Annotated in this window: 10 protein-coding genes and 1 pseudogene; 8 read left to right on the top strand and 3 right to left on the bottom strand. The window is 68.8% G+C overall.

The genetic code is table 11. From position 1 onward, the window contains the following. The first annotated feature begins 50 nt into the window (after positions 1-50). Entirely contained in the window at positions 51-1,079 is a 1,029-nt protein-coding gene (locus ACFYXF_RS44355) for a BMP family protein (RefSeq protein ID WP_389358616.1), read from the top strand. A gap of 74 nt (positions 1,080-1,153) precedes the next feature. Here ACFYXF_RS44355 and ACFYXF_RS44360 read toward each other — a convergent pair whose 3' ends face one another. Then, the gene (locus tag ACFYXF_RS44360) at positions 1,154-1,846 is read right to left on the bottom strand and encodes a DUF6445 family protein (protein ID WP_389358618.1); all 693 of its coding nucleotides are present in this window, start codon (positions 1,844-1,846) and stop codon (positions 1,154-1,156) included. Positions 1,847-2,155: 309 nt separating this feature from the next. On the opposite strand from ACFYXF_RS44360, the gene ACFYXF_RS44365 reads away from it, so the two are divergent. The 6 genes from ACFYXF_RS44365 (at position 2,156) to ACFYXF_RS44390 (ending at position 9,276) form a co-directional block, all read left to right on the top strand. Next, a complete protein-coding gene (locus ACFYXF_RS44365; protein ID WP_389358620.1) occupies positions 2,156-3,208 on the top strand; it encodes a BMP family protein in 1,053 nt (350 codons plus the stop codon). A 228-nt stretch (positions 3,209-3,436) separates the two neighbouring features. Then, the gene (locus ACFYXF_RS44370) at positions 3,437-5,086 is read left to right on the top strand and encodes an ABC transporter ATP-binding protein (protein ID WP_389358661.1); all 1,650 of its coding nucleotides are present in this window, start codon (positions 3,437-3,439) and stop codon (positions 5,084-5,086) included. Beyond that, on the top strand, positions 5,083-6,213 hold the full coding sequence (locus ACFYXF_RS44375) for an ABC transporter permease (protein ID WP_389358622.1): 1,131 nt from the start codon (positions 5,083-5,085) through the stop codon (positions 6,211-6,213). The genes ACFYXF_RS44370 and ACFYXF_RS44375 overlap by 4 nt, the downstream gene beginning before the upstream one ends. Continuing rightward, entirely contained in the window at positions 6,210-7,472 is a 1,263-nt protein-coding gene (locus tag ACFYXF_RS44380; protein ID WP_389358624.1) for an ABC transporter permease, read from the top strand. Before ACFYXF_RS44375 ends, ACFYXF_RS44380 begins: the two co-directional genes overlap by 4 nt. Then, complete coding sequence (locus ACFYXF_RS44385) at positions 7,469-7,867, top strand: cytidine deaminase (protein ID WP_389358626.1); 399 nt, start codon at positions 7,469-7,471, stop codon at positions 7,865-7,867. Before ACFYXF_RS44380 ends, ACFYXF_RS44385 begins: the two co-directional genes overlap by 4 nt. 125 nt (positions 7,868-7,992) lie before the next feature. Continuing rightward, positions 7,993-9,276 carry a thymidine phosphorylase gene (locus ACFYXF_RS44390; RefSeq protein WP_389358628.1) on the top strand — a complete coding sequence of 428 codons (1,284 nt, stop codon included), beginning with the start codon at positions 7,993-7,995 and terminating at the stop codon, positions 9,274-9,276. A gap of 52 nt (positions 9,277-9,328) precedes the next feature. Here the strand turns inward: ACFYXF_RS44390 and ACFYXF_RS44395 are convergent, their stop codons facing one another. Next, a complete protein-coding gene (locus ACFYXF_RS44395; protein ID WP_389358630.1) occupies positions 9,329-10,249 on the bottom strand; it encodes an AEC family transporter in 921 nt (306 codons plus the stop codon). 195 nt (positions 10,250-10,444) lie between these two features. Between ACFYXF_RS44395 and ACFYXF_RS44400 the strand changes: the two are divergent. After that, positions 10,445-10,642: pseudogene (locus ACFYXF_RS44400) on the top strand (STAS domain-containing protein); the annotation flags it as partial. Between the two features lie 30 nt (positions 10,643-10,672). Here the strand turns inward: ACFYXF_RS44400 and ACFYXF_RS44405 are convergent. Next, positions 10,673-11,704 carry a sigma-70 family RNA polymerase sigma factor gene (locus ACFYXF_RS44405; RefSeq protein ID WP_389358632.1) on the bottom strand — a complete coding sequence of 344 codons (1,032 nt, stop codon included), beginning with the start codon at positions 11,702-11,704 and terminating at the stop codon, positions 10,673-10,675. Between the last annotated feature and the right edge of the window lie 209 nt (positions 11,705-11,913).

Here is an 11,913-nt window from a genome sequence, read left to right on the forward strand (position 1 = left end):
TGCCTGCTGTGCGTCTTATTTCTCGGAGGACTCGGTTCTCACAAGCTGCGGTGACCGTCGCGGTCATCGCCCTCACGGCTGTCGGCTGCGGTGAGTCCAGCACCAGCTCGGGCAGCTCCGACGACGAGTCCGGCAAGTACACCGGCAAGGGCATCGGCCTCGCCTACGACATCGGCGGCAAGGGCGACCAGTCCTTCAACGACGCGGCCTACGCCGGCTTCGAGAAGGCCAACACCGAGTTCAAGATCGGCGGCCGGGACATCGAGCCGCAGGACGGCGAGTCCGACGCGGACAAGGTCCAGCGCCTCACCCAGCTCGCCCAGGCCGGCTACAACCCGGTGATAGGCGTCGGCTTCATCTACGGGGCCGCCGTCAAGGAGGTCTCCGCCAAGTTCCCGGACACCACCTTCGGCATCATCGACGACGAGTCGGTCGTCGCGAAGAACGTCGCCGACATGGTCTTCCACGAGGAGCAGGCCTCCTACCTGGCCGGTGTCGCCGCCGCCAAGGTGACGAAGGTGAACCACATCGGCTTCATCGGCGGTGTGGACATCCCCCTCATCCACAAGTTCGAGGCCGGCTTCGTCCAGGGCGCCAAGTCCGTCAACCCCAGCGTCAAGATCGAGTCGCAGTACCTGACCGAGACGCCCCAGGAGGGCGGCTTCTCCAGCCCCGACAAGGGCAAGGACGCGGCGAGCGGCCAGATCGAGGCCGGGGCCGACGTGATCTACGCCGCGGCCGGCCTGTCCGGGCAGGGCGTGATCTCCGAGGCCGCCGCCAAGAAGATCTGGGCGATCGGCGTCGACTCCGACCAGTACAGCCAGCAGGCGCTCGCCGCGTACAAGGACTACATCCTCGGCTCGGCCCTGAAGAACGTCGGCGGCGCGGTCTACGACCTCGCCAAGTCCGTGTACGAGGGCAAGCCGCTGTCCGGCGTCCAGCGCGCCGACCTCAAGACGGGCGGCGTCGGGTTCGCCGACAGCAACCCGAAGTACAAGGCGATGACCGACGTCGTGGCCGCGGTCGACAAGGCCAAGCAGGACATCATCGACGGCAAGGTCACTGTCAACACCAAGTGACGACAGACGGCGCCCCGGTCCACGCGACCGGGGCGCCGTCCGTCGTACAGGAACAGGTCGGGGACTGGCGCCGCTCACGCCATCCAGAAGAAGACCGCTGTCATCCGCTTCTCCTCCAGCGTCGTCCCGCAGTAACCGGTCGCGCTGTGCACGAGGTTGGCGTTGTAGAGGAGCAGACGGTTGTACCTGTGGGGGACCCGTACGTCCTCCTCGAACGCGTCCGGGGTCACGAACCGGGTGCCCAGCGCCTCGACCAGGCTGTTGTGCGGGGCCTGGACCGTGTTGCCGCCGAGCCGGCCGCCGGGCAGGGACTGGCGGAAGAAGCTGGTCCCGCAGTCCTTGGGGACGCCAGGGTTGAGGTAGAGCACGGCCGCGTACCGGCACAGCGACCGTGAGTCCGTGTGCGGGCGGGGCGTGCTCTCGCCCTCGCCGACCACCTGGACGCAGTTGTGGTTGAGGGTGCCGCCGCCGGGCGTCTTCTGCACCCACAGTTCCCTCGCACCGGTCGCCTGTCGCACCAGCCGCTCGATCCGCCCCAGCTCGGCGGGTTCGAGGCCCGGCATGGCCCGCAGCCCGGGCCAGCTCTCCGACGTGTACGGGTAACCCTTGGTCCAGTCGTCCTTGGCGAGACACCGCTCGCGTACGGCGTCCACATCGGGCAGGACGTCGTCGAGGACCCAGTAGTCGCGGCCCTTGGTGGGCTTGCGGTACGGCAGCACGGGAAGGGCGGCGGGGGCCCTGGGGGGTGGGGGTGGCTGTGGGGGCATGGGCCAGAACGTAGGGCGGGCTTGGTTTTGACTGTGTCTGTACTCGGTCAACCTTCCGTCGGCTTTGGTCAACCTTCGGTCAGCGGACCGCCGTATCGCTAGCCCTTGATACACCCGGCCGGGCATCGTTCCTGCACATACGCCCCTTGCCTCCCGCGAGGGGCACGTTCCTGTCCGTAATGTGGGCCGCGACTGCGGCCACAGCTCGATAACGGACCGGACAGTTGGGGTTTTCCGTCTGGTCTACGCGCGTTACGCTGCGGCGGAACCTGCGCCTGGTATGGCGCTTGCACAAAGGAGTCCCTTCCCATGCGCCGGCTGTCCCGAATCGCGGTTGCGGGTATCGCGTCCGCCACCCTCGCCGTCATCGCCACTGGCTGTGGCAGCTCGTCCTCCTCCTCGTCGTCCTCCAGCAGCAGCGACAGCGGCAAGGGCCTCGCCCTCGCCTACGACGTCGGCGGCAAGGGCGACCAGTCCTTCAACGACGCCGCGACCGCCGGCATGGACAAGGCCGACGCGGAGTTCGGCTACAAGAGCACCGCCGTCGAGCCGCAGGACGGCGAGTCGGACGCGGACAAGGCCCAGCGCCTGGAGCAGCTCGCCAAGCAGGGCTACAACCCGGTCATCGGCGTCGGCTTCGCCTACGCGCCCGCCGTCAAGGAGGTCGCCGCCAAGTTCCCGAAGGTGACCTTCGGTGTCGTCGACGACGAGCAGATCAAGGCCGACAACGTCGCCGACATGGTCTTCACCGAGGAGCAGGGCTCCTACCTCGCCGGTGTCACGGCCGCCCTCACCACCAAGACGAACGTCGTCGGCTTCGTCGGCGGTGTGGACATCCCGCTGATCCACAAGTTCGAGGCGGGCTACAAGCAGGGCGTCGAGGACACCAAGAAGGGCGTCACGGTCAAGTCGCAGTACCTGACCGAGACCGCGCAGGAGGGCGGCTTCTCCAGCCCCGACAAGGGCGAGAACGCGGCCGAGGGCATGATCGACGACAAGGCGGACGTCATCTACGCCGCCGCCGGTCTCTCCGGCCAGGGCGTCATCAAGGCCGCCGCCGCGAACAAGATCTGGGCGATCGGCGTCGACTCGGACCAGTACAAGCAGGACGCGCTGGCCAAGTACAAGGACTCGATCCTGACCTCGGCCATGAAGGACGTCGCCGGGGCCGTCTACAACCTGGCCAAGTCGGTCAAGGACGGCAAGCCGGAGACCGGTGTCGTCCGCGCGGACCTCGCCTCGGGCGGTGTCGGCCTGGCCGACTCCAACCCGGTCTTCAAGGACAACGCCACCCTGCAGGCCGCGCTGGCGAAGGCGGAGGCCGGCATCAAGGACGGTTCGATCAAGGTCAAGACCTCCTGACGTCAGGGGACTTGAGCGTGGTCCACGAGGCGCTGTAATAACAGCGTTACGGCCATGGAACGGGGCGCGGAGAGGATGACCAATCCGCGCCCCGTTCACGCGGCAGAATGCTCGGAACGGATCGGTACGGATCAATCGGTAAATGATCAAGTCCGGTCGGGTCCGGGCACTATTTAAAGCAGGGGCGCTACGCGCGTAGAAAGGCCCCTTTCCAGAGGAGAGTGCGCCATCGACGCGTCCAGCAGCCCTCCGCTCGCCGCGCAATCGACTACCGCGGTCGAGCTGACGGGCATCACCAAGCGGTTCCCCGGTGTCGTTGCCAACCACGACATCCACCTCACGGTGAAGAAGGGCACCGTCCACGCCCTCGTCGGCGAGAACGGGGCCGGCAAGTCCACCCTGATGAAGATCCTCTACGGCATGCAGAAGCCGGACGAGGGCACCATCGAGGTCGACGGTGAGCAGGTGGCCTTCTCTTCGCCCGCCGACGCCATCGCACGCGGCATCGGCATGGTCCACCAGCACTTCATGCTCGCGGACAACCTCACCGTCCTGGAGAACGTGGTCCTGGGCAGCGAGAAGCTCCACGGCATCGGCGGCGGCGCCCGCCGGAAGATCAAGGAGATCTCCGACCGCTACGGGCTGAACGTCCGCCCGGAGGTCCTCGTCGAGAACCTCGGCGTCGCCGACCGCCAGCGCGTCGAGATCCTCAAGGTCCTCTACCGCGGCGCCAGGACCCTCATCCTCGACGAGCCGACCGCCGTCCTCGTGCCGCAGGAGGTCGACGCCCTCTTCGAGAACCTGCGCGAACTCAAGTCCGAGGGCCTGGCCGTCATCTTCATCTCCCACAAGCTGGGCGAGGTCCTGTCGGTCGCCGACGAGATCACCGTCATCCGGCGCGGTACGACGGTCGGCACGGCCGTCCCCGCCGACACGACCCCGCGTCAGCTCGCCGAGCTGATGGTGGGCAGCGAGCTGCCGACGCCGGAGACCGCCGAGTCGACGGTGACGGACCGCCCGGTGATCGAGGTCCGCGACCTCATCGTCATCGACAAGGGCACGATCCAGCTCGGCAACCAGACATCGGCCGGCATGCTGATGTCCGAGGTGCAGGGCGGCACGGTGAAACTCGCCGTGGACAACGTCTCCTTCACCATCCACGCGGGCGAGGTTCTCGGTATCGCCGGCGTCGAGGGCAACGGCCAGACGGAGCTGATCGAAGCCCTCATCGGCCTCAAGAGCGCCGACTCCGGCACCATCGCCCTCGAAGGCGACGAGATCACCCCCTGGCCCACCCGCAAGCGCCGCGAGCACGGCATCGGCTACATCCCCGAGGACCGCCACCGCCACGGCCTGCTCCTCGAAGCCCCGCTGTGGGAGAACCGCATCCTCGGCCATGTCACCGAGAAGCCCAACAGCAAGGGCAAGCGCGGCTTCTGGCTCGACCCGAAGGGCGCCCAGGAGGACACCCGCCGCATCGTCGAGGCGTACGACGTCCGCACACCCGGCATCGACGTCACCGCCGCCTCGCTGTCCGGCGGCAACCAGCAGAAGCTGATCGTCGGCCGCGAGATGACCCACAAGCCCCGCTTCCTGATCGCCGCCCACCCCACCCGTGGTGTGGACGTCGGCGCCCAGGCACAGATCTGGGACCAGATCCGCGAGGCCCGCCGCGAAGGCCTGGCCGTACTGCTGATCTCCGCCGACCTGGACGAGCTGATCGGCCTGTCGGACACCCTGCGCGTCATCTACAACGGCAGGCTGGTCGCCGACGCCGACCCGGCCACCATCACGCCGGAAGAGCTGGGCTCGGCCATGACGGGTGCCGCGACCGGCCACCTGGAGCACGTCGAGTCCGGGGAGGACGAGGCCCGATGAAGAAGTTCGACAAGGAGCGGCTGCTCCTGGCGGTGGCCGGGCCGGTCATCGCGCTCGTCGCGGCGATCGCCCTGACCTCGGTGGTGCTGCTCGCCTCGGGCCGCAACCCGTTCGAGCCGTACTCCCTGATGCTGGAGCAGGCGTCGTTCTCCGACGTCCAGGTCCTCATCGTCAACCAGGCGTCGATGTACTACATCGCCGCCCTCGCGGTCGCCCTCGGCTTCCGGATGAACCTGTTCAACATCGGCGTCGACGGCCAGTACCGCCTCGGCGCGATGATGACGGCCGCCGTAGGCGCGAACATCTCGCTCCCGTCCTTCCTCCAGATCCCCCTCCTCCTCCTGGTCGCCATGCTCACCGGCGCCTTCTGGGCCGGTATCGCGGGCATCCTGAAGGTCACCCGGGGTGTGAGCGAGGTCGTCGCGACGATCATGCTCAACGCGATCGCCACCAGCCTCATCGGCTGGCTGATGCTCTCCGACAACTGGGGCGTCCAGGTCGGCAACAACAACACGACCGGCGTGATGAAGGAGTCCGGCTGGTTCCCGGGCATCGACCTCGGCGCGGACGTCGGCGAGATCTACGGCCTGGTCTTCCTCGCCGTCCTCCTCGGCATCCTGTTCTGGTTCGTCCTCAACCGCACCCGCTTCGGCTTCGACCTCCGGGCCACCGGTGAGTCCGAGTCGGCCGCCGCGGCCTCCGGCGTCGACGCCAAGCGCATGGTCCTCATCTCGATGCTGATCTCCGGCGGTGTGGCGGGCATGTCCGGCCTGCCGCTGCTGCTCGGCGAGGTCCACACCTACAGCCTGAGCTTCCCGGCGGGCCTCGGCTTCACCGCCATCGGCATCGCCCTCCTCGGCCGCAACAACCCCGGCGGCATCGCGTTCGCCGCGCTGCTGTGGGCCTTCCTCGACAAGGCGTCCCCCGCTCTCGACTACGCGACCCCGGTGGCGTACGAGAAGGAGATCGCCACCATCATGCAGGGCCTGATCGTCTTCGCGGTCGTCATCTCGTACGAGGCCGTACGTCAGTGGGGTCTGCGCCGCCAGCAGCGTCAGGTCGGCGCCGAACTGGCAGCGGCCGCCGCCGACAACAACTCCACCCAGAAGGAGGTGGCGGCCCGATGAGCACCCAGACCATCGCCAAGCCGCAGGCGCAGCAGCCCGGCAAGGGCAGCCGCCGGATCTCGCTCCCGGTACTCCTGCTGATCATCGCGGGCGTGCTGGTCCTGACGTCGATCGTGCGTCTGATCACCGGCGCCGACGGCATCACCTCCACCGGCCAGATGTCCACGGCCCTCCGCCTCGCCGTCCCGATCGGCCTCGCGGGCCTCGGTGGTCTGTGGTCCGAGCGCGCGGGCGTCGTCAACATCGGCCTCGAAGGCATGATGATCCTCGGCACCTGGTTCGGTGCCTGGGCCGGCTACCAGTGGGGCCCGTGGACGGGCATCGTCTTCGGCATCATCGGCGGTGCCCTCGGCGCCGTCCTGCACGCCATCGCGACGGTGACCTTCAACGTCAACCACATCGTCTCCGGTGTGGCCATCAACATCCTGGCCCTCGGCACCGCCCGCTACCTCTCCAAGTTCACCTTCGAGAACGCCGAGGGCGGCTCCTCCAAGCAGTCCCCGCCGATCGACTCCCTCGGCACCTTCGACATCCCAGGGCTGTCCAGCTGGCTGGACACGCTCAACCAGAAACACTGGTTCCTGATCTCCGACATCGGGGGCCTCCTGGGCGGTCTGGTCACCGACCTCTCCCCGCTGACGGTCATCGCGGTGGCCCTCGTACCCGGCACCTGGTGGGTCCTGTGGCGCACCGCCTTCGGTCTGCGTCTGCGCTCCTGCGGCGAGAACCCGGTGGCGGCCGAGTCGCTCGGCGTCAATGTCTACAAGTACAAGTACCTGGCAGTGATCATCTCGGGCGGCTTCGCCGGTCTCGGCGGCGCGTTCCTGTCGATCGTCGCCTCGAACGTGTACCTCGACGGCCAGACGGCCGGGCGCGGCTACATCGGCCTCGCCGCGATGATCTTCGGCAACTGGATGCCGGGCGGACTCGCCCTCGGCGCGGGCCTGTTCGGCTACACCGACAGCCTCAACCTGCGCGGCGGCACGACCAACGTGCACGCGCTGATCCTGCTGCTCGCGATCCTGCTGGTGGTCGGCGTGGCCTACCTGGTGTGGAAGAAGCGGTACGTGCCCGCCGCGATCACCGCGGTCATCTCGGCCCTGATGTTCTTCTGGTACGCCGACACGAACGAGGTCCCGCGTCAGCTGGTGACGGCGGCGCCGTACATCGTGACGCTGCTGGTGCTCTCCTTCTCGGCGCAGCGCCTGCGGATGCCCAAGGCGGACGGCATGCCGTACCGCAGGGGGCAGGGCAAGTGAGCGCCTCCGGGGCCGACTGGGAGAAGCTGCGGGCGGTGGCGAGGGACGCGATGTCCCGGGCGTACGCCCCCTACTCCGGCTACCCGGTCGGCGCCGCGGCCCTGGTCGACGACGGCCGCACGGTCTCGGGCTGCAACGTCGAGAACGCGTCGTACGGGATCGGGCTGTGCGCCGAGTGCGGCCTGGTCTCCGAGCTCCAGCTCACCGGCGGCGGCCGGCTGACGCACTTCACGTGCGTCGACGGCAAGGGCGACATCCTCGTCCCGTGCGGTCGCTGCCGACAACTGCTGTACGAGTTCGGGGGCGCGACCCTGCTCCTGGAGACCCCGGCGGGCATCCTGCCCCTCTCCGAGATGCTTCCCCAGGCCTTCGGCCCGGACCATCTCACCAAGTAACTCCCGTACGGCCCCCTGGAGTTGGTCGGCTGAGTTGATCAGTCACGCGGACTCCGGGGGGCCGCACAGTTTCGCAGAACGACCGGTTCTCAGAACTACTGGAACCACCGGAAGGAAGCCAAGCCATGGCCATGGACGTCATCTCCGTCATCCGCACCAAGCGGGACCGCGGCGAACTCAGTGACGAGCAGATCGACTGGGTCATCGACGCGTACACGCGCGGCGAGGTCGCCGACGAGCAGATGTCCGCGCTCGCCATGGCGATCCTCCTCAACGGCATGAACCGCCGCGAGATCGCCCGCTGGACGGCGGCGATGATCGCGTCCGGCGAGCGCATGAACTTCGACACCCTGTCTCGCCCGACGGCCGACAAGCACTCCACGGGAGGCGTGGGCGACAAGATCACCTTGCCGTTGGCCCCTCTGGTGGCGGCGTGCGGGGCGGCCGTACCGCAGTTGTCAGGACGAGGCCTCGGCCACACGGGCGGCACGCTGGACAAGCTGGAGTCGATCCCGGGCTGGCGCGCGCTGCTGTCGAACGAGGAGATGCTGCACGTCCTGGACACCACAGGTGCGGTGATCTGCGCGGCGGGCGACGGTCTGGCCCCCGCCGACAAGAAGCTGTACGCCCTGCGGGACGTGACGGGCACGGTGGAGGCGATCCCGCTGATCGCGTCCTCGATCATGTCGAAGAAGATCGCGGAGGGCACCGGCTCCCTGGTCCTGGACGTGAAGGTGGGCACGGGCGCCTTCATGAAGACGATCGAGGACGCACGGGAGTTGGCGTCCACGATGGTGGGGTTGGGGACGGACCACGGGGTGAAGACGGTTGCGTTGCTGACCGACATGTCGACTCCGCTCGGCCTGACGGCGGGCAACGCGCTGGAGGTACGGGAGTCGGTGGAGGTCCTGGCAGGCGGCGGCCCATCCGACGTGGTCGAACTGACGCTCGCCCTGGCCCGCGAGATGCTCGACGCGGCCGGTGTGAAGGACGCCGACCCGGCGAAGGCGCTGGCCGACGGTTCGGCGATGGACGTCTGGCGCCGCATGATCGCGGCCCAGGGCGGCGACCCGGACGCCCCCCTGCCCACCTCGAAGGAGCAGCACGTCATCAAGGCCCCGGCCTCGGGCGTCCTGACCCGCCTGGACGCGTACGGCGTCGGCGTCGCCGCCTGGCGGCTCGGTGCGGGGCGTGCGCGCAAGGAGGACCCGGTGCAGGCGGGCGCGGGCGTCGAGCTGCACGCCAAGCCCGGCGACACGGTCACGGCGGGCCAGCCCCTGCTGACCCTCCACACGGACACCCCGGAGCGCTTCGAGTACGCCCTCCAGGCGGTCGAGGGCTCGTACGACATCGGCGCGGCGGGGACGGACTTCGCGGCGGCGCCGGTGGTGCTGGAGCGGATCGCCTGAGCCGGTAGGCGTGCGGCCTGGGAGGGGGAGGCCTCTCCCAGGCTCTGGTTGGTCAGCCCAGCAGGGCGGCCACGACCACCAGCACCGGCACGGCCAGGATCGTCGACAGCAGGATCGACTCGCGGGCCAGGGTCTCCGCCACGCGGTAGCGGCCCGCGTACGTGAACAGGTTCTGGGCGGCGGGCAGCGCCGAGGTCACCACCACGTCGAGCAGGGGCGCGCCGTGCAGGCCGAAGACACCGGCGCCCAGCGCCCAGGCGGCCAACGGCTGACCGACCGACTTCAGGGCGACCGACAGCAGTACGGGAGTCCGCTCGGAGCCGCGCAACGGCAGGGTGCTGCCGGACAGCGAGATCCCGAAGGCCAGCAGCACGGCAGGCACGGACATGTTGCCGATCAGGGTCAGCGGGTCCATGACCGGTGCGGGGACGGTGAGCCCCGTCGCCGACACCAGCACCCCGGAGAGCGAACCAACGGCGATCGGATTGCGCAACGGCGTGATCAACTGCCGCCAGAGCGGGCCCTTCTCACCGGTGCTCGTGAGATCGAGGACGGTCAGCGCGATCGGCGTGACCACGATCTGCTGGAACAGCAGCACCGGTGCGACGAGCGAGGCGTCCCCCAGCACATACACGGCGATCGGGATACCGAGGTTGCCGGAGTTGACGTAGCTGGAGCAGAGGGCACCGATCGTCGTACGACCGATGCCCCAGCGGCGTACGACGCCCACCGCGATGAAGACACTCGCCGCCGCGATCGTGCTCAGCGCGGTGACCAGGAGCCGGCTGGAGAAGATCACCGACAGGTCGGCCTTGGCGAGCGTGGTGAACAGCAGGGCCGGAGTCGCCACGTGGAAGGCGAGCTTGGTCAGGACCTCGCGTCCGTTGTCCCCGAGGTAGCCGCGCAGCCCGATGACATAACCGACGCCGATGACCACGGCGATCACCGCGAACCCGGTCAACACCCCCTGCACGGAGCCTCCTTCGCGGGCGGGGAGGGAAGGAGGCCGTGGGGTATCGCGGGCGGGGCCGGTTCGTGGGGCATACACGCACTCTCCGGGGGAGGAAGGGCGCGAGTCAAAGCGATCTCAACGGGTGGGCGAGGCAGCCGGGAGTAGAGGCGGGCGATGAGTTACGGGTGGCTGCCCGGTCTACCGATCGTGGATGCCATGACACCGGCTGTACTCGTGCTGACCGGCCCCGTCACCAGGGATGAGGTGCCGGGGCTGTGCGAGGACGTGCGGGCGCTGCTGGGGGCCGGCGGGAGCGGGGTGGTGGTGTGCGATGTGGCGGGGCTGGGCCCACCGGGCCTGGACGCGGTGGAACTACTGGCCCGCCTCCAGCTCACGGCCCGCAGGTCCGGAGGCCGGATCCGCCTCCGGGACCCGGTACCGGCCCTACTCGCCCTCCTGGACCTGGTCGGCCTCACCTTCGACGTCGAGAGGGAACGAGGAGGGGAGACCGAAGAGCGGGAACCAGCGCTTCGTGTCGAGGAAGCAGTGGAACCCGGTGATCCGGCCGTCTGAGATCTCCAGCACCTGGACCGCCCAGGGGGAGAAGCCGCCCGTCTCCTCGTCCGGCTTGTACTGGGCGAAGCCCGGCAGGCCGTTGACGGAGACCGGCACGAGGTGCGAGCCCGCGCAGGCGGCGCCGAGGGTCGTCATGAAGCCCGTGATGTCCGCCGGCCCGGTCAGCCACAGGTCGAACGGCGGCATCGTCATGACGGCGTCCTCGTGCAGCAGCGCGGTGAGGGCCGTCATGTCGTACCCCTCGAACGCGGCGACGTAGCGCTCAAGGAGCTTCTGCTGCTCCTCGTCGAGCGGGTCGGAGACGGCGGCGTCGGCGCCGCTGTGATCGCGTTCGGCGAGGGTGGCGCGGGCCCGCTGGAGGGCACTGTTGACGGACGCGACAGAGGTGTCGAGCAGCTCGGCGACCTCGCTCGCCTTCCAGGCCAGCACTTCGCGGAGGATCAGCACGGCCCGTTGTTTCGCGGGGAGTTGCTGCAGGGCGGCCATGAAGGCGAGCCGGACGGACTCCTTGGCCACGGCTGCCTCCGCCGGGTCCTCGACGGTGGGCAGTACGCGGGCGTCCGGCATCGGCTCCAGCCAGGTGTTGTCCGGGCGGGGAGAGAGGGCGGCTCGGGCGAGGGGGGTGGAGTCGGTGAGGTCCATGGGGCGGGCGCGCTTGTTGCCGGCGGTGAGCATGTCCAGGCAGACATTTGTGGCGATGCGATACAGCCAAGAACGCAGACTGGACCGCCCCTCGAACTTCTCGTAACTCCGCCAGGCGCGGACCATGGTGTCCTGCACGGCGTCCTCGGCCTCGAAGGAGGAGCCGAGCATGCGGTAGCAGTAGCCGGTCAGCTCGACGCGATGTCGTTCGAGCTGCAGATCGAGATCCGTCGTAGCGGTAGCAGTGCCGTCACCCATCGCCAACCCACCCCATGGCTGTCTCCGTCGCCCCATCGCGACCCAACACGATGAAAGCTAGCGCAGCCCACTGACAACGGCGCGTGGTGCGAGAGAAGGCGCAGGTGGGAAGGTTTTCGCCCCCGCCGCCCCTACCCGTCCCATCCTTCTGGGGGCTGCGCCCCCAGACCCCCCTTTGTCCTCAAACGCCGGACGGGCTGACTATCCAG

Source organism: Streptomyces sp. NPDC002680 (assembly GCF_042889145.1).
In the GTDB taxonomy this organism is placed as follows: Bacteria; Actinomycetota; Actinomycetes; order Streptomycetales; family Streptomycetaceae; genus Streptomyces; species Streptomyces adonidis.

Excerpts from the sequence above, each read along its gene's own strand:
- ACFYXF_RS44365 (WP_389358620.1), top strand. The coding sequence starts at position 2,156 with ATGCGCCGGCTGTCCCGAATCGCGGTTGCGGGTATCGCGTCCGCCACC.
- ACFYXF_RS44360 (WP_389358618.1), bottom strand. The coding sequence starts at position 1,846 with ATGCCCCCACAGCCACCCCCACCCCCCAGGGCCCCCGCCGCCCTTCCC.
- ACFYXF_RS44380 (WP_389358624.1), top strand. The coding sequence starts at position 6,210 with ATGAGCACCCAGACCATCGCCAAGCCGCAGGCGCAGCAGCCCGGCAAG.
- ACFYXF_RS44375 (WP_389358622.1), top strand. The coding sequence starts at position 5,083 with ATGAAGAAGTTCGACAAGGAGCGGCTGCTCCTGGCGGTGGCCGGGCCG.
- ACFYXF_RS44390 (WP_389358628.1), top strand. The coding sequence starts at position 7,993 with ATGGCCATGGACGTCATCTCCGTCATCCGCACCAAGCGGGACCGCGGC.
- ACFYXF_RS44405 (WP_389358632.1), bottom strand. The coding sequence starts at position 11,704 with ATGGGTGACGGCACTGCTACCGCTACGACGGATCTCGATCTGCAGCTC.